Origin of the sequence: Catenulispora sp. MAP12-49 (assembly GCF_041262705.1) — a bacterium.
GTDB lineage: Bacteria > Actinomycetota > Actinomycetes > Streptomycetales > Catenulisporaceae > Catenulispora.
Map to the genome: position 1 here is coordinate 21,807 of NZ_JBGCCP010000053.1, position 16,871 is coordinate 38,677.

17 protein-coding genes and 1 riboswitch are annotated in these 16,871 nt (G+C 71.8%); of the genes, 11 read left to right on the plus strand and 6 right to left on the minus strand.

The genetic code is table 11. The features are described 5' to 3' along the window. Window positions 1-104 precede the first annotated feature (104 nt). Window positions 105-833 (minus strand): DUF4232 domain-containing protein, encoded by a 729-nt coding sequence (locus tag ABIA35_RS45830; protein WP_370362201.1) that lies wholly within the window; start codon window positions 831-833, stop codon window positions 105-107. Window positions 834-968: 135 nt separating this feature from the next. On the opposite strand from ABIA35_RS45830, the gene ABIA35_RS45835 reads away from it, so the two are divergent. Next, the gene (locus ABIA35_RS45835) at window positions 969-2,204 is read left to right on the plus strand and encodes a helix-turn-helix domain-containing protein (protein WP_370362202.1); all 1,236 of its coding nucleotides are present in this window, start codon (window positions 969-971) and stop codon (window positions 2,202-2,204) included. A 146-nt stretch (window positions 2,205-2,350) separates the two neighbouring features. On the opposite strand, the gene ABIA35_RS45840 is transcribed toward ABIA35_RS45835, so the two are convergent. Continuing rightward, window positions 2,351-3,037 carry a choice-of-anchor P family protein gene (locus ABIA35_RS45840; protein ID WP_370362203.1) on the minus strand — a complete coding sequence of 229 codons (687 nt, stop codon included), beginning with the start codon at window positions 3,035-3,037 and terminating at the stop codon, window positions 2,351-2,353. Between the two features lie 301 nt (window positions 3,038-3,338). On the opposite strand from ABIA35_RS45840, the gene ABIA35_RS45845 reads away from it, so the two are divergent. Beyond that, on the plus strand, window positions 3,339-4,154 hold the full coding sequence (locus ABIA35_RS45845) for a hypothetical protein (RefSeq protein ID WP_370362204.1): 816 nt from the start codon (window positions 3,339-3,341) through the stop codon (window positions 4,152-4,154). A gap of 61 nt (window positions 4,155-4,215) precedes the next feature. On the opposite strand, the gene ABIA35_RS45850 is transcribed toward ABIA35_RS45845, so the two are convergent. The 3 genes from ABIA35_RS45850 to ABIA35_RS45860 form a co-directional block, all read right to left on the minus strand. Continuing rightward, window positions 4,216-5,901: a glycoside hydrolase domain-containing protein gene (locus ABIA35_RS45850; protein ID WP_370362205.1), complete on the minus strand. Its 1,686-nt coding sequence runs from the start codon at window positions 5,899-5,901 to the stop codon at window positions 4,216-4,218. Window positions 5,902-5,970: 69 nt separating this feature from the next. After that, entirely contained in the window at window positions 5,971-6,594 is a 624-nt protein-coding gene (locus ABIA35_RS45855) for an SGNH/GDSL hydrolase family protein (protein ID WP_370344773.1), read from the minus strand. 62 nt (window positions 6,595-6,656) lie between these two features. Continuing rightward, the gene (locus ABIA35_RS45860; protein WP_370362206.1) at window positions 6,657-7,241 is read right to left on the minus strand and encodes a TetR/AcrR family transcriptional regulator; all 585 of its coding nucleotides are present in this window, start codon (window positions 7,239-7,241) and stop codon (window positions 6,657-6,659) included. A gap of 129 nt (window positions 7,242-7,370) precedes the next feature. Here ABIA35_RS45860 and ABIA35_RS45865 point away from each other — a divergent pair, with 129 nt between their 5' ends. The 4 genes from ABIA35_RS45865 (at window position 7,371) to ABIA35_RS45880 (ending at window position 10,425) form a co-directional block, all read left to right on the plus strand. Continuing rightward, a complete protein-coding gene (locus tag ABIA35_RS45865; protein WP_370362207.1) occupies window positions 7,371-8,201 on the plus strand; it encodes an SDR family oxidoreductase in 831 nt (276 codons plus the stop codon). 140 nt (window positions 8,202-8,341) lie between these two features. Next, complete coding sequence (locus tag ABIA35_RS45870) at window positions 8,342-9,316, plus strand: zinc-binding alcohol dehydrogenase family protein (protein WP_370362208.1); 975 nt, start codon at window positions 8,342-8,344, stop codon at window positions 9,314-9,316. A gap of 4 nt (window positions 9,317-9,320) precedes the next feature. Then, window positions 9,321-9,977 carry a ScbR family autoregulator-binding transcription factor gene (locus ABIA35_RS45875; RefSeq protein WP_370344769.1) on the plus strand — a complete coding sequence of 219 codons (657 nt, stop codon included), beginning with the start codon at window positions 9,321-9,323 and terminating at the stop codon, window positions 9,975-9,977. Window positions 9,978-10,035: 58 nt separating this feature from the next. After that, window positions 10,036-10,425 carry a PPOX class F420-dependent oxidoreductase gene (locus ABIA35_RS45880; RefSeq protein ID WP_370344768.1) on the plus strand — a complete coding sequence of 130 codons (390 nt, stop codon included), beginning with the start codon at window positions 10,036-10,038 and terminating at the stop codon, window positions 10,423-10,425. Here ABIA35_RS45880 and ABIA35_RS45885 read toward each other — a convergent pair whose 3' ends face one another. After that, window positions 10,426-10,986, minus strand: a complete 561-nt coding sequence (locus ABIA35_RS45885) for a dihydrofolate reductase family protein (protein ID WP_370362209.1) — start codon at window positions 10,984-10,986, stop codon at window positions 10,426-10,428. Between the two features lie 86 nt (window positions 10,987-11,072). Continuing rightward, a riboswitch (cobalamin riboswitch) is annotated at window positions 11,073-11,319 on the plus strand. A gap of 128 nt (window positions 11,320-11,447) precedes the next feature. On the opposite strand from ABIA35_RS45885, the gene ABIA35_RS45890 reads away from it, so the two are divergent. The 5 genes from ABIA35_RS45890 (at window position 11,448) to ABIA35_RS45910 (ending at window position 16,868) form a co-directional block, all read left to right on the plus strand. Then, window positions 11,448-13,817, plus strand: a complete 2,370-nt coding sequence (locus ABIA35_RS45890; RefSeq protein WP_370362210.1) for a ribonucleoside-diphosphate reductase subunit alpha — start codon at window positions 11,448-11,450, stop codon at window positions 13,815-13,817. Window positions 13,818-13,847: 30 nt separating this feature from the next. Next, entirely contained in the window at window positions 13,848-14,843 is a 996-nt protein-coding gene (locus ABIA35_RS45895; protein ID WP_370344765.1) for a ribonucleotide-diphosphate reductase subunit beta, read from the plus strand. A gap of 17 nt (window positions 14,844-14,860) precedes the next feature. Then, window positions 14,861-15,589: a helical backbone metal receptor gene (locus ABIA35_RS45900; RefSeq protein ID WP_370344764.1), complete on the plus strand. Its 729-nt coding sequence runs from the start codon at window positions 14,861-14,863 to the stop codon at window positions 15,587-15,589. 71 nt (window positions 15,590-15,660) lie between these two features. Then, a complete protein-coding gene (locus tag ABIA35_RS45905; RefSeq protein WP_370344763.1) occupies window positions 15,661-16,266 on the plus strand; it encodes a ClpP family protease in 606 nt (201 codons plus the stop codon). After that, a complete protein-coding gene (locus tag ABIA35_RS45910; RefSeq protein ID WP_370344762.1) occupies window positions 16,263-16,868 on the plus strand; it encodes a ClpP family protease in 606 nt (201 codons plus the stop codon). Before ABIA35_RS45905 ends, ABIA35_RS45910 begins: the two co-directional genes overlap by 4 nt. Window positions 16,869-16,871 lie beyond the last annotated feature (3 nt).

Below are 16,871 nucleotides of genomic sequence, written 5' to 3' on the forward strand. Positions count from 1 at the left end.
CATTCATCCACCCCCAAGTTGGCTGAGCCTGCTGAGCGCGGGGCCCGGCTCACCCCTGCAGAGCCGGGCCCCGCGCTCGTCCCCCCGCTCCCCCGCCTCCCCGCCTACTGCGGCGTGTTGGCGCCCTGCATCGAGGCGACCGCGTCCGCGACGGCGGCCTCGTAGAGCCCCAGCTTCGGCTTGCCGACCGAGCCGCCGCCGAGCGGGAAGTTCTTGGTGGCCGCGTTCGGCAGGGAGTCCGAGGCCAGGACGTTGATCTCGTCCAGCGTGGTGGCCGGGCCGGACCCGGAGCCGCCGGGGTTGAGGTCCAGGACGGCGTAGGCGGTCTTGCCCGCGTGGAGCACATAGGCCGGCGGACCGCCGAGGCCGCCGGGGATCAGCGGCTTGAGGTCGGCGCTGCGGTCGGCGGACTTGGAGTCGCCGAGGTCGACCAGCGGGAAGTAGCTCAAGCCGCAGGAGGTGGCGCCGGTGTTGCGGACCGTGATGAGGCGGCGGGTCGGGACGTCGCTCATGCGGGTGACCTGGAGCGTCACCTGGGAGCTGTCGCAGCGGTGGGCGAAGGCGTAGCTGTCGTCGTCGTGCGCGGCGGCCGGGGCGCTGGTAGTGCTGGTGGCGCTGGTGGCGCTGGTGGCGCTCTTGGCAGTGCTCGGGGACTTCGCACCGGTCGTGGCCGAGCCGGTGGTACCGGTGGCAGCCGCGGAGGTCGCGGAGGTCGCACTCCCGGCGGCCGGACCGGCCCCCGACGCGGCAGGCTTCGACGACTGGCACGCACTCAGCGAAAGCACACACAGCGCGACGGCGGCGGACGAGAGCGTGATCTTGTTCTTGGACATGACGCCACCGTGCCGGGCACCCCGTCCCACGCACCACCCCTCAACGCCGATGCGGGACGCTGGAACGATTCCAGGTACCCTGAGCTGCGACATCACCCGTTCCTGGAACGGCGGCACGGAACGGGGAGGACCAGCGTGGCCAGGCACACGGACGCGTTCGCGGCACGCCTGCGCGACCTGAAGGACCGCTCGGGCCGCAGCTACGGAGCCCTGGCCCAACGCCTCCACACGAGCACCTCCACCCTGCACCGCTACTGCAACGGCACAACGGTCCCCGCCGAATTCGCCCCCGCCGAACGCTTCGCCCGCGCCTGCGGAGCCACGCCCGAGGAGGTGCTGGCCCTGCACCGGCTGTGGCTGCTCGCCGACGCCGAGCGGCGCGCCGAGACCGCGGCGGGGCGGGCGGGGGAGGCGGATTCAACTCTTAGCGAACCGGTTCTAAGTGAATCGGTTCCGAGCGCGTCCAGCAGCTCCGGAGAAGATCTCGCCGCCGATCCCGAGAAGCCCGTCATCATCAGCCCGCGTCCCAGCGACGCCCCCGCCCGTCGCACCTCCCGCTGGCTGAAGCCCACTCTCGCCGGACTCGCCGCGGCCGCCGTCCTGGTCCCGCTCGCCATCTACGCGACCCGCGACTCCGGCACCCCGACCCGCTCCGCAGGCAGCGCCCCGGCAGGCGCCTCCCCCAACTCTCCCGACTCCCCCGGCTCCGCCGCTTCCGCCACATCCTCCGCCGCGGCGCCGACCCCGCCCCCGGTCACCGTCAACGTCCTCGCCGACAACTGGGACACCGAGTGCGGCCAGTGGTTCTACGCTTCCCAGCCGCCGTCCAGGGTCCCGCCGCCGCCGGGCCTGCCGGACGTCGGCCTCTGGGCACAGCCCCTCGGCGCGGTGCCCGGCGCCGACCTGCGGCTTCAGCTCACCGCACAGGGCACGTCGGGGCGTCCTCCGGTGGTGCTGCACACGCTGTACGTCCACATCGTCGGCGCGAAGCCGGCTCCGAAGGGCGGCTACGGCTACACCATGGGCTCGGGCTGCGGGGGCGGGTTGGATCCGGCGTCGTTCGCCATCGATCTGGACGCCGCCGCGCCGAAGATCAAGGCGGTCGCCGGGCAGACCTCGGGGGACAACGTGGGGCTGGCCGACTTCCCGTTCCAGGTCTCCGGCAGCGACTCGCAGGTGCTCGACGTCGACGCCCACTCCGCGAACCAGGAGATCGACTGGGACCTGGTGCTGGTCTGGAGCTGCGGCGACGAGCAGGGCACGCTGACCGTCGACGACCACGGCAAGCCGTTCCGCACCATCGGGCTGGAGGGGAAGCCGGCCTACTTCTACGACGGCTCGAAGTGGAGCCCCACCCCGCTGGACCAATGAGCTGGGCCAATGAGCTGGACCAATGGGCTTGAGCAGACAGCAAAGGGTCCCGGCCCAGTGACCTGAACCGGGACCCGCAGCGCTCCCCAGCGACCCTCACAACACGTCAGCGCACCTCAGCACACCTCAATGCACCTCAGCGCATCTCAGCGCGTGTGCCGCATCGGCGCGTTCGAGCTCGGCGCCGCGCCGCCGCACATCGCGTACCCGAGCACGACCTCCTGCCCGCCGGCCAGCGTGACGTCCGCCGCCTCGACGGTCAGGTTGCCGTCCTTGTCCGTGCTCTGCTTGTTGAACACGATCGCGCCCAGCCCCTGCACGGTCACCGCCTGGTTCTTCCCGGGCGTGATGGTGATCGTCACCGGGGGCAGCGGCGGCAGCGGCGGTGCCGGCGCCACCGGGGTGAACACCGCGGTGGCGATGATCCCGTCGCCGGTGGCGGTGCCCGGCGCGGCCGGGGCGTCGCAGGTCGCCTTGACCCCGGTGACGACCAGCGTGCCGACCAGCGGCACGTTCAGCGTCAGGTGATCCCCGGTCGCCGACGCGGAGGCGGTGCCGGCCTTGGCGTCGCCGGCGGTGGTGGCGGTGAGCGCGGCGTCGGTGGCGATGGAACCGACGTTCAGCCCCACCACGGTCTGGGTGCCGCCGGGCGGGAACTTCGAGTCCGGCGTCGGGTCCACCTTGACCAGCCCGGCGAGGGCATCGGCGGAGACGACGTACGCCTCCGCCTGAGGGGACGCGTTGGCGGCCTGCGAAGGCGCGACGACGCCCAGCGCGGTGCCCAGGAGCGCGGCGGTCATACCGAGGGCGCGCAGCCCGATTCGGAGATGCATGGTGATTTCACGCCTTTCACGAATAATTGGACCATTCGCGGAAATCATCGCGAAACCACGCCGTATTTGAGCAATGCGCCACGCGGGCGGCGCACGAACATCAGCCCCTTGGCGCAACAGGTGCGGCCACGCATCCGCTTTTCGCGACCCTGTTCGCCCGCGCATTCGCCGCCGCGACCGCGGCACCGGCTCCGCCGTACTCCCGCCGGCGTAGTCACGGTGTCGCTCCCCGTCGGATGGCAGCGCTGCCGCCGGTGCCGAGGATGAAGGTGCCCCAGCCGCCGTCCCTCCAGGAGCCACCGTGACCGCCGCGACATCCGCCGCCCCACTGCGTCCTGTGCCGCCATCGTGGTCGGTGGCGGTGCGCGAGATCTGGACGCGCGGCCGACGCGTCGAGCAGGTCTGCTACGTCCTCGGCCTGGTCCTCATCGCCTCCGGCACGTTCCACTTCGCCGTGTTCTTCGTCCGCGGCGGACCGTGGGAGGGACCGGTCTCCTGGCGCAAGCCGACCACCTTCGGCCTGTCCTTCGGCCTCACGCTCATCGCCGTCGCCTGGGTCGCCTCCTCCCTCAAGCTCTCCGAGCGCACCCGCACCCTGGCCCTGGGCGTCTTCGCCGCCGACTGCTTCGTCGAGGTCGGCGGTATCACCCTCCAGGCCTGGCGCCACGTCCCGTCGCACATCGACATGCAAGGCTCCTTCAACACCGGGGTGTCGATGACCCTGGCCGTCGGCGGCGGGATCCTGGTCGTCGTGCTGGGCCGGCTGGCGTTCGCGGCCTTCCGCGGCGATCCGGACCAGGCGCCGTCCATGCGCCTGGCGCTGCGCGCCGGGTTCGCGACGCTGATGATCGGGCTGCTCTCCGGCGCGGCCATGATCGCCCGCGGCACCTCCGAGGCCAAGACCGGGCACCAGCAGCAGGCCTACCACGACCTCGGCTTCCTCAAGCTGGTGCACGGGATCAGCCTGCACGGCGTCCTGGTCCTCCCCACGCTGGCCTGGGCGCTGACCCTGACGAGCTGGCCGGAGGCGAAGCGCACGCGGACGGTCAAGCTGGCAGCGTCCGCCTACGGACTCGCCATCGCCGCGGCGCTGGTCTTCGACCTGGCGACGATGTGACTCGGGGCTTCACACCCTGACTCAGGGCTTCACACCGTAGCTCAGGGCTTCACACCGTGGCTCACGGCTTCACCGTCCCCGCCCGGGCGAACCCGCCCCACTCGGACCAGGGCCCGTTCGCCGCGGCCTCGGACCGGTTCCGCACCGACCCGTCGGCCAGCACCGCGAAGACCTCCATACGGCCGTCGGCATGCCGGGTCGCGCAGGCGGCGGTCACCGGCCCAGCCGGGCCGAACCCCTCGCCCCACCCCGACCACGCGGCGCCGGGCGCGGTCTCGAACCGGTTCCGGATCGCGCCGGCCGGCGTGACCGCGAAGACCTCCACCCGGCCGTCCTGGTGCGCGGCAGCCGTGACGGTGCCCGGGATCCCGTACCCGTTCGCACCACCGGTCGGGCCGTAGACGTCCCACTCGGACCACGGGCCGTTCGGCACCGTCTCGGACCGGCTCCGCATCGAGCCGTCGCTCATCACCGCGAACACCGCCATGCGGCCGTCGGCGTGCCCGGCGGTGCTCAAGGTGTCCGTGACGCCCTGCGTCCCGAACTCGTTCCAGCCCGACCACGGACCGTTCAGCGCCGTCTCGCGCCTGCTCGACACGGCTCCGGTCGGGGTCACCGCGAACAGCTCCAAGCGCCCGTCGGCGTGCACCCCGACGGTCAGTGCCCTGGCGGTCTGGGACGGCGCGAACAGGTTCCAGCCCGACCACGCGCCGTTCGCCGTGATCTCGAAGCGGTTCTGCACCGAGCCGTCGCTCATCACGGCGAAGACCTCCAGCCGGCCGTCGGCGTGCCGACCGGTCGCCACCGAGCTCGTGAGCGCGGCGAACCCGAACCCCTTCGCCGGGCTGAAGTCGCCCCAGCCGGTCCACGGGGCGTTCGGAGCGGGCTCGCACCGGTTCGCGATCCCGCCGGCCGGCGTCACCGCGAACAGCTCGACCCGGCCGTCGCTGTGCACGCCGCCGGCGATCCGGCCCCCGCTCCCGGCCTGGTAGACGAACGCCCCGGCGCCCCACTGCCCGAAGTCCGGGGCCAGGGCCTGGTCGCCGTCCACGTCGGCGCCGTCGAAGGTGAACGGCGTCCGGTTCTGCCACAGCTGGATGCCGGGATACGGCTGACGGTTGCGGCCCTCGGAGTACGCGGTCGAGCACGACTGCCAGGCCCACCGGATCCGGTCGGAGGCCAGCAGCCAGCCGAGTGCGTCGTAGCTGCTGTAGGCGCCGGTACGCGCCAGGCCGATGACCGAGGCGACGCCGTCGAAGTACGCGGTGACCGCGTCCATGTCCCCGGCCTGCACATCCCAGTCCACGCTGAAGTAGATCGGCCGGTCCGCCGGCATCCCGCACGCCGCCGCCTGCCGCTGTGCCTCGGCGGCGTCCTCAGCCCCCTGCCCGAAGCCCTGGCGCGGACCGTCAGCGGTCGCCTCCCAGTTGCAGACCACGGCGATGCCCCCCGTGGCGAGCGCCCGGGCCTCGTCGGCGGTGAGGTTCTTCGCGGGGCTGTAGCTCAGGTAGCGGATCGCGAACGTATAGCCGGCGGCGGTCATCGCGCCGACGGAGGGATACGGGGCCCAGGCGTAGTCCAGTCCGATCGCGACCGGCACCGGCACATCCTGCGCCTGCCGGGGCCCGGGCACCGAGTCCGCGCTCGCCGGCCGGACGCCTGCCGCGCTCACCAGCGTCGCGGTGCCGAAAGAGGTCAGCAGTCGGCGCCGCGACACACCGGAATCATCAACGTTCGCACTCGCCATGGGACCATTTCATCCCGATGACTACCGATGGGCGGTGATTTGGCCCCGCGCCGTCGGGTCCTCGGTTTGTCAGATCTCCAGCGCCTTCATGAAGGCGTCGGCGATCAGCGCGTGGCCGGCCAGGTTCGGGTGGATGCGGTCGTTCGCCCAGTCCTTGGACCCCGTGGTCTTCAGCGCCGCGTCGAAGACCCGCTGCGTGGGGATGTGCACCGCGTCGAACTCCTCGGCCAGGCCCGCGACGGCGGTCACGAACGTGTCGCTGGCGGCCCGCTGCGGCTCGGTGGGATCGGGCTCGATGATGTAGGGGTCGGCCAGGATCAGGCGGCAGCCGGTCTCCTCGACCGCCTGGCGCAGCAGCGTGCGCAGAGTCTGGATGTATTCGTCCAGCGGGACGGCGTTCTCCGGGTGGCCGTCGAAGGCGCGCCAGACGTCGTTGATCCCGATCATCACCGACAGCCAGTCCGGACGCGGCGCCAGCGCGTCGTCCTCCCAGCGGCCGGCCATGTGGCGGACGGTGTTCCCGCTGATGCCGCGGTTGGTCCAGGTCAGGCGGGCGTCCGGGTGCCGGGCGGTGGTGAACGCCCGCAGCAGGCTGACATATCCGCCGCCGTAGGGGGCGTGCTCCTCGCGGCGCCCGCAGTCGGTGATGCTGTCGCCGATGAGAAGGATGTGCTGGCCGTCCTTGAAGAACACAGGTCTTGCCTTCCGGTGCGCGAGGGGAATGGAACATCCGATCTTCTCCCGCCGGGACCCGATCAGGCGAGCGTGTCGATCCAGCCTGCGAGACGGCGGCCCTGCGTCGCCATCACCTCGGGGTCGCGCAGCGCGTTGGCCAGCATCGACATGCCCTGATAGGCCGCGACGAGTTCGACGGCCAGATCGTGCGCGTCGGCCCGGCGGAGCTGGACGAACTGCTCCTCGGCCCAGTCGATCAGCGCGCGCAGCACGCCGGCGGCGGTCTGGTCCAGGCCGTCCTCGCGCTTGTCGAGCTCGGCGGCCAGGGTGCCGAAGGGGCAGCCGTAGCGGGCCGCGACCTCGCGCTGCTCCACCCACCCGGCGATCAGGGCCTTGAGCCGCGCGGCGGGGTCGGGCAGCTGGTCGAGCTGCGCGGTGAGGTCGGCCAGCCGGCCGCGGTGCGCGCCGAGCGCGGCCTCGATCAGCTGGTCCTTGGTCTTGAAGTAGTAGTAGACGTTCCCCAGCGGGACGTCGGCGGCCTGCGCGATGTCGTTGAGCGTGGTGCGCTCGACGCCCTGCTGGTGGAACACCTCGGCGGCCGCGGACGCCAGCCGCTCGCGCTTGCCGCCCCGGGAGGCCGTCTTCCGCGGCTCTGAGTCAGTCACCTAACTGAGGATAGACAATCCGCGCCGGGATCGGCTAGCGTTCAACTCAGTTAGCCAACTAACTCACAACCGACTCACCACTGACTCATTCCGTGGAACACGGTCTGAGCTGCTGCATTGGGGACAGAAATGATCGTTGTGACAGGTGCCACCGGGAACGTCGGCCGGACCCTGGTCCGGACGCTGGCCGCCGCCGGACACCCGGTGACCGCCGTTTCGCGGCACATCCAGGATGCCGGCGCCGACGTCCCGGCCGGCGTCCGCGCCGCGGCCGCCGACCTCGGCACACCGGCCGAACTGAAGGAGGCGCTGCAGGGCGCGAAGGCCCTGTTCCTGCTGGTCGCGGGCGACGACCCGGCCGGCGTGCTGGCCCAGGCCCGAGCCGCCGGTGTCGGCCGGGTGGTGCTGGTCTCCTCGCAGGGCGTCGGCACCCGCCCCGGCGGCGCCTACGAGCACGCCGAGCGCTTCGAACACGCCGTCGCCGCCTCAGGACTCGACTACACGATCCTGCGCTCGGGCGGCCTGGACTCCAACGCCTTCGCCTGGGCCGAGCCGATCCGCGCCCAGCGCATCGCCCCGGCCCCGTTCGCCGAGGTCGGGCTGCCGTTCGTGGACCCGGACGACGTGGCCGCGGTGGCCGCCGCGGTGCTCACCGAGGACGGCCACACCGGCGCCACATACGTCCTCACCGGCCCCGCGCCGACCACACCGCGCCAGCGCGCGGCGGCCATCGCCGAGGCGATCGGCGCGCCGGTGACGTTCGTCGAGATGTCGCGCGAGGAGGCGAAGGCCCAGATGACACAGTTCATGCCGCCGGCGGTGGTCGAGGGGACGCTGGCCATCCTCGGCGCGCCGACGGCCGAGGAGCAGCAGGTCAGCCCGGACGTCGAGCGGGTGCTCGGCCGGCCGGCGGCGGCGTTCGGGGTGTGGGCCGAGCGGAACGCGGCAGCCTTCCGCTGAGGTGGTCTCCGAGGTCATCTCTGAGATCAGCCCGGCGGTCACCCCTCTCAAGGCATTGCCATGGTCGACAAGAAACCGGCCAGCCGGTATTTTTCTTGAAGCGGCAGCTGCCGCGGCACCGACACGGGAGGGGACCCATCATGAAGGCCATCCAGTTCAGCGCACCCGGCGGCCCGGAGAACGTCGCAGAGGTCGACATCGCCGCGCCGGCTCCGGGCGCCGGGCAGCTCGCGATCTCCGTGCGCTTCGCCGGTCTGAACTTCGTGGACGTGCTGGCCCGGCGCGGGGCGCCGGGGTACGCCGGCAGCTGGCCGTTCGTGCCGGGCATGGAGGTCGGCGGCGAGGTGGCCGCGCTCGGGGAGGGCGTGAGCGGGTTCGCGGTCGGGGACACCGTCGTGGCGTTCACCGTGGACGGCGGCGGCCTGGCCGAGACCGTGGTCGCCGAGGCCGGGCTGGCCGCGCGGGTGCCGGACGGCCTGGCCCTGGAGGCCGCCACCACCGTCCCGCTCACCTGGGCCACCGCGGTCGGCCTGGCGCGGGCCGCGCACGTCGCCGCCGAGGACCGGATCCTGGTCACCGGCGCGGGCGGCGGCGTGGGCGACGCGCTGGCCGCGGTCCTGGCGCTGCGGCAGCCGCGGGCCCTGGTCGGCGGCACGAGCGCGCGCTCGGCCGGCTCCCTGTCCGCCGCCTACCGGCCGGCGATCCGCGACGCCGCCTTCGCCGCCAACGCCCGCAAGGCCGCCGACGACGCCCCGTTCGACGTGGTCCTGGAGTCCATCGGCGGCGACGTGTCCGCCGCGATGCCGGGCCTGCTGGCCCCCGGCGGCCGGCTGGTCAGCTACGGCGCCGCCGCCGGCCAGCCCGACCCGGACGCCCCCACCCTGGCCGAGCTCCGCCGCAACAACTGGACCACGGCCGGCTTCAGCATCATCAACCGGGCCCGGGGCGACGCCACCGCGGTCGGCGCCCTCATCGCGGGGGTCTTCGCGCTCACCGCCGAGGGGCTGGCCATCCCGGCGCCGCGCGTCATCGGCTGGGACGAGGCGATCGAGGCGCACGTCGCGCAGGCCGAGAACCGCAGCCCCGGCAAGACCGTCGTCGCGGTCCAGGGCTGAACGCATGACGCCGCCGCCGGCCGACCCCCGCTCCCGGGCCGACCACCGCTCGCCCGCCGAGCCGACGCAGGAGCGGGCCCGCCGCACGCGCCGTGCCATCGTGCTGGCCGCGGCGGAGTGCTTCGCGGAGGTCGGCTACGCGGCGGCCACCACCAGCGAGATCGCCGCGCGTGCCGGCGTCACCAAGGGGGCGCTGGCGTTCCACTTCCCGGCCAAGGCGAGTCTGGTCGTGGCGATCCTGCGCGAGTGCTACGAGCAGTGGCCCGCGGTGATCGCCGAAGCCCGGCCGGGCAACGACCGCGTGCTGGACCTGCTCGGCGAGATCTTCGCCCGGGTGGCGGCGCAGATCCGCGAGGACCCCGTCGTCCGCGCGACCGTCCGCCTGCAGGCCGAGCGCTCCCAGATCGCCGAGCCGGTGCCCCTGCCCTTCGTGGACTGGATCGCCACCGCGACAGGGCTCTTCCACACCGCCGCCGAACAGGGCGAACTGCGCCCCGGCGCCGATCCCGCGGCCCTGGCCCGGGCCTCGATCGCCGGCTTCCAGGGCGTCCAGCACGTGTCCGGCATCCTGGCGGGCCACGCCGACGTCGCCGACCGGGTCGCCGAGTGGTGGGCCGTGATGCGCACGGGCATCGCAGCCCCCGGCGATCACGATTCGTGATCGCAGCAAGTCCGACTCTCTCCTTGCCCGTTCCCGCACACCGCGTTGGAGTAGAGGCATGTCCGTCATCCCCGATTCCCACGCCGACCTGCTCGAGCGCCCGGTCTTCTGCCACCTGGCGACCATCCGCGCCGACGGCACCCCGCACGTGAACCCCATGTGGTTCCTGTGGGACGGCGAGTTCCTGTCCTTCACCACCTCGACCAAGCGCGCGAAGTACCGCGAGCTCAGCGAGCGCCCGAGCGCCGCGGTCTCGATCAACGACCCCGAGGCGCCGTACCGCTACCTGGAGCTGCGCGGCACCGTGGAGCGCATCGAGCCGGACCCGGAGGGCGAGTTCTTCGCCGTCCTGGCCGACCGCTACGCGCTGCCGATGGACGGCCCGGTGGGCGACGCGCCGGCCCGCGTGCGGATCTACCTGCGGCCGGCGCACGCGACCTTCCAGTAGTCAGCCCACGACGGCGTAGCGCAGGAACACGACGCCGCCGGCGAAGCGGCGCTCGTCCACCAGTTCCAGCGACACGCGCACATCCTGGGGCAGGGCGGGCTTGCCGCCGCCCACCAGGATCGGGTTCAGCAGCAGCTGGATCTCGTCCACCAGGCCCGCGGCGATCGCCTGGCCGGCCAGCTCGGCACCGCCGATGGTCAGGTCCGAGGGCGAGGCCTCTTTGAGCCGCCGGACGGCGTCGGCGTCGAACTCCCGCTCCAGCCGTGTCTGAGCGGTCGACACGGATTCGAGCGTCCGCGAGTAGACGATCTTCTCAGCCGCCCGCCAGATCCCCGCATAGTCCCGGGCCACAGGGGATCCGCCGGGACTCGCGCCCTCGGTCTCCCAGTAGCGCATCGTCTCGTACATCCGGCGGCCGTAGAGGTACGTGCCGACGTAACGTTCGAGGTCGTTGACGAACATGTGCACCTGTTCGTCGGGCGCGGCCCACTCGAACGCGCCGCCGGCGTCCTCCACGTACCCGTCGAGCGAGGCGATCGCCGAATAGATCAACTTGGCCATGCTCCATCCTTGCATTGTGGACTGAATCTTGCAGAAGCCCTCTGACATACAGCATGTTGATTGGAGATTCCGGCCCGCCACAAGATATGGTGTCCGACGCAGCTGGTTCGGCCGCCTCCCCCGACAGGGCGACGGCCGAGGCAAGAGGGAACCCGGTGCGAAACCGGGACTGCCCCGCAGCGGTGAGTGGGAACGACCGCCGTCGTGCACACTGGGCCACCGAACGCCTTCGGGCGGGCCTGGGAAGTGACGGCCAGTAGGGTCCCGGAGCGCTTTTCGGCTCCCCGGGAACGCCCGCGAGTCCGAAGACCTGCCAGCGGTGCCGTGCCCGGACGTGGGGCACGGCTGGTCCGACGCCGCGTGGGACGGCTGACGGCGGAACGCGTCGCGACTTCAGCGCGCCTTCCGGTGTCTGCTCGCCATCGGTCCGGACCGGACCTACGACTGGCGAGGAGAAGGTTGTGACGGTCACCCTGGAGCAGGCCACGGCTGGTGCGCAGGTTGCTGAGGCCGATCAGGTCGCGGAAACCGAGCACGCTCTGGAACAGCGGATCACCGTCTGGTCCGCCGACCTGCCCGACGTCGACCCGGGCCGCGTCGCCCGCAAGACCTTCGCGGGCCTGCCGCCGGCCGCGACCGCGGAGCAGATCGCCGACCTCGCCGTCCAGAGCGCCGCCGAGCTGATCGGCGAGGAGCCGCAGTACTCGAAGCTCGCAGCGCGCCTGCTCGCTGAGGTCGTCGCCGCCGAGGCCGCGGGCCAGGGCGCGACCTCCTTCAGCGCGTCCATCGCCGTCGGGCATCGGGAGGGCCTGATCGGCGACGTGACCGCGGACCTGGTCGCCGCCTCGGCGGCGGAGTTCGACGCGGCGATCGACCCCGACGGCGACCTCCGGTTCGAGTACTTCGGGCTGCGCACCGTCTACGACCGCTACCTGCTGCGCCACCCGGTGACCCGGCGCGTCATCGAGACGCCGCAGCACTTCCTGCTGCGCGTGGCCGCCGGGCTGTCGCAGGACCCGCAGGAGGCGATCGGCTTCTACCGCCTGATGTCCTCGCTGGCCTACCTGCCCAGCTCCCCCACGCTGTTCAACTCCGGCACCCGGCACACCCAGATGTCGTCGTGCTACCTCGTGGACAGCCCGCGCGACGAGCTGGACTCCATCTACGACCGCTACCACCAGGTCGCGCGGCTGTCGAAGTTCGCCGGCGGCATCGGCATCGGCTTCTCCCGCGTCCGCTCGCGCGGCGCGCTGATCCGCAGCACCAACGGCCGTTCCAACGGCATCGTGCCGTTCCTGCGCACGCTGGACTCCTCGGTCGCGGCGGTCAACCAGGGCGGCCGGCGCAAGGGCGCGGCGTGTGTGTACCTGGAGCCGTGGCACCCGGACATCGAGGAGTTCCTGCAGCTGCGGGACAACACCGGCGAGGACGCGCGCCGCACCCACAACCTGAACCTGGCCAACTGGATCCCGGACGAGTTCATGCGGCGGGTCGAGGCCGACGGCGTCTGGTCCCTGATGGACCCGGATCAGGTGCCGGAGCTGCCGGACCTGTGGGGCGCGGAGTTCGACGCGGCGTACCGCGAGGCCGAGGCCGAGGGCCGCTACGCCCGCCAGGTCTCGGCGCGCGAGCTGTACGGGAAGATGATGCGCACGCTGGCGCAGACCGGCAACGGCTGGATGACGTTCAAGGACGCCTCCAACAACCTGTGCAACCAGACCGGCGTTCCCGGTAACACCGTGCACCTGTCGAATCTGTGCACGGAGATCATCGAGGTCTCCTCCGACGCCGAGACCGCGGTCTGCAACCTGGGCTCGATCAACCTGGCCGCGCACCTGACGCCGTCCCGGGACGCGGTCGACTGGGACCGGCTGCGCGCCACGGTCCGCACCGCCGTCGTCTTCCTGGACCGCGTCATCGACATCAACTACTACCCGAGCGAGCAGACCGCGGCGTCGAACCCGCGCTGGCGTCCGGTCGGGCTGGGCCTGATGGGGCTGCAGGACGCGTTCTTCGCCCTGCGGCTGCCGTTCGACGACCCGCGGGCCCGGGAGCTGTCGACCCGGATCTCCGAGGAGATCTACCTGACGGCGCTGGAGACCTCGGCCGGGCTGGCCGAGGAGTTCGGCGCGCACCCGGCGTTCGCGGACACCCGCGCGGCCCGCGGCGCGCTCCAGCCCGACCTGTGGAACGTCGCCACCTCCCCGGAACTCGCCACGCGCTGGTCCGAGGTCCGCGGCCGGATCGCGGCCACCGGCCTTCGCAACTCGCTGCTGGTGGCGATCGCCCCGACCGCGACCATCGCCTCCATCGCCGGCTGCTACGAGTGCATCGAGCCGCAGGTGTCGAACCTGTTCAAGCGCGAGACGCTCTCGGGCGAGTTCCTGCAGATCAACAGCGCGCTGGTCGGCGAGCTGAAGGCGCTGGGGCTGTGGACCCCGGCGGTGCGCGAGACGATCAAGCGCGCCGAGGGGTCGGTGCAGGGCGTCGAGGCGCTGCCGGCGGAGATCAGGGCCCTGTACCGGACGGCGTGGGAGCTGCCGCAGAAGGCGCTGATCGACCTGGCCGCCGCGCGCGGGCCGTTCGTCGACCAGTCGCAGTCGCTGAACCTGTTCCTGGCCGCGCCGACGATCGGGAAGCTGTCCTCGATGTACATGTACGCGTGGAAGGCCGGGCTGAAGTCGACGTACTACCTGCGCTCGCGGCCGGCGACGCGCATCCAGCAGGCGACGGTGGCCGTGACCACGGAGGAGGCGGTCGCGGTGATCGCCGACGACGCGGCCATCGCCTGCTCGCTGGAGAACCCCGAAGCCTGCGAAGCCTGCCAGTAAAGCCAGACCCCACCTAAGGAATCCGCTCTCATGCTGCTCGACCCGGGTCTGGACCTGACCCTGCGCCCCATGCGCTACCCGCACTTCTTCGACCGCTACCGCGACGCGATCAAGAACACCTGGACCGTGGAGGAGGTGGACCTGCACAGCGACCTCACCGACCTGGACCGGCTCTCGCCGGCCGAGCGGCACCTGGTCTCCCGGCTGGTCGCGTTCTTCGCCACCGGCGACACCATCGTCGCGAACAACCTCGTGCTGAACCTGTACCAGCACGTCAACAGCCCCGAGGGCCGGCTGTACCTGTCGCGGCAGCTGTTCGAGGAGGCCGTGCACGTCCAGTTCTACCTGAACCTGCTCGACACCTACGTGCCCGACGAGGACGAGCGCACGGCGGCCTTCGCGGCCGTGGAGAACATCCCCTCGATCCGGCGCAAGGCAGAGTTCTGCTTCCGCTGGATCGACTCCCTCGGCGACGTGAAGCGCCTGGAGACGCGGGACGACCGCCGGGCGTTCCTGCTGAACCTGATCTGCTTCGCGGCGTGCATCGAAGGGCTGTTCTTCTACGGGGCCTTCGCCTACGTGTACTTCCTGCGCTCCCGGGGCCTGCTGCACGGCCTGGCCTCCGGCACCAACTGGGTGTTCCGCGACGAGTCGATGCACATGGCCTTCGCCTTCGACGTCGTGGAGACGGTGCGCGCCGAGGAGCCGGACCTGTTCGACGACGAGATGGCGCGCCAGGTGCGCGAGATGCTCGCCGAGGCCGTGGAGTGCGAGACGCAGTTCGCCCAGGACCTGCTCGGCGCGGGGGTGCCGGGCCTGCCGGTGGCGGACATGCGGGCCTACCTGGAGCACGTCGCCGACCGCCGGCTGGAGCAGCTCGGGCTGGAGGCGGTGTACGGGACCGCGAACCCGCTGGGGTTCATGGAGCTGCAGGACGTGCAGGAGCTGTCGAACTTCTTCGAGCGGCGGGTCTCGGCCTACCAGGTGGCGGTCGGCGGTAGCGTCTCGTTCGACGACGACTTCTGATCCCGGAAGGCTCCCTGATGCGCGTGGTGTCCCTGGTGCCGTCGTTGACCGAGGCGATCGCGACGACGGCGCCGGGGCTACTGGTCGGGGCGACGGCGTGGTGCACGCATCCGGCCGAGCTGGATGTCGAGCGGATCGGCGGGACGAAGAACCCTGATGTCGAGCGGATCATCGCGCTGGCCCCGGATCTGGTGGTGGCGAACGAGGAGGAGAACCGGGAGGTCGATCTCGCTGCGTTGCGCGAGGCCGGGATCGCGGTTCTGCTGACCCGGATCCGGACGCTCGACGAGGCATTCGGCGAGCTGGATCGGATGCTGACCGATGGATGTGGGCTCGCCCGGCCGCGGTGGCTGGACGAGGCGGAGGCCGCGTGGGCGGTGGCGACGGAGCTGGGGCCGACGCCACCGCCTGTCCCATCGTTCGTCCCCATCTGGCGGCGGCCTTGGATGGTGCTGGGGCGCGACACGTTCGCCGGTGACGTGCTGGCGCGGCTCGGTGTGCGGAACATCTATGCCGACCATCCCGAGCGCTACCCGAAGATCCCACTGCCCGATCTGTTGGCCGGCGGCGCCGAGCTTGTCGTGCTGCCCGATGAGCCGTATGCGTTCAGCGCCGCTGACGGCCCCGAAGCGTTCCCGGGACTGCCGTCCGCCCTGGTCTCCGGCCGGCATCTCACCTGGTACGGGCCCTCGCTCGTCGAGGCCCCCCGCGTACTGCTCCGCCAGCTCGCCGCTGCTGTCAGCTGATCCGCTGTGGGCTGATCCGCCCACAGCAGCGCGGCGTTCCTTGCCCTCCTGTGCCGGGGCACGGTGGAGGCATGGCAGAAGAAGAGAAGACGCCCCACTTCAGTTGGCGCACCCGTGAGCAGCTGTTCAGCCGGCGGATCCTGGTCCTGGACGGCGTGCTCGACGACGACAACGGGACGCTGCTGGCCACCCAGCTGCTGTCCCTGGCCACCGAGGACCCGGAGGCCGGGATCTCGCTGTGGATCCACTCCCCCGGCGGCTCGGTCCCGGCGATGCTGGCCATCCGCGACGTGATGCGCCTGGTGCCGTGCGAGGTCTCGACGCTGGCGCTGGGGCTGGCGTGCAGCGCCGGCCAGTTCCTGCTCTCGGCCGGCACGCACGGCCGCCGCTTCGCCCTGCCGCATGCCAGGATCCTGATGCACCAGGGCTCGGCCGGCATCGGGGGCACGGCGGTGGACGTCGAGGTGCAGGCCGACGACCTGCGGCACATGGTGAACACCGTGCTCGGCCTGATCGCCGCGGACACCGCCCAGCCCTACGACCGGATCTTCGAGGACTCCCTGCACGACCGCTGGTTCACCGCCCAGCAGGCGAAGGACTACGGCTTCATCGACCACATCGTGGACTCGTTCGGACAGGTCGTGCCCGAACGCCGGCGAATCGGGATCTCGGCATGAACACGGCGGCCACCATGAACTACACCATCCCCTACGTGACCACCCAGCGTCCCGGCGGCGAGCGCGTCACCGACATCTACTCGCACCTGCTCACCGAGCGCATCATCTACCTGGGCACGGCCATCGACGCCGGCGTGGCCAACGCCCTCATCGCCCAACTCCTGCACCTGGAATCCGACGGCCCCGACCGCGAGATCAGCCTCTACGTGAACTGCGAAGGCGGCGACCTCACCTCGATGCTCGCGGTCTACGACACCATGCAGCACATCAAGGCCCCGATCCGCACCACCTGCGTCGGCCAGGCAATCGCCGTCGGCGCGGTCCTCCTCGCCGCCGGCACCCCGGGCCTGCGCTCAGTCCTCCCCCACGCCCGCGTGGTCCTGCACCAACCAGCCGCCCGCGGCCAAGGCGCCATCCCCGACCTGATCATCCAGGCCGACGAACTGGTCCGCATGCGCGCCGAACTGGAGACGATCCTGACCCGCCACACCGGCCAGACCGCCGAACGCCTCCGCCACGACACCGACCGCGACCGCGTCTTCACAGCCGCCGCGGCGGTGGAGTACGGGCTCGCCGACCATGTGCTGGGGCCTCGGGAGTAGGGC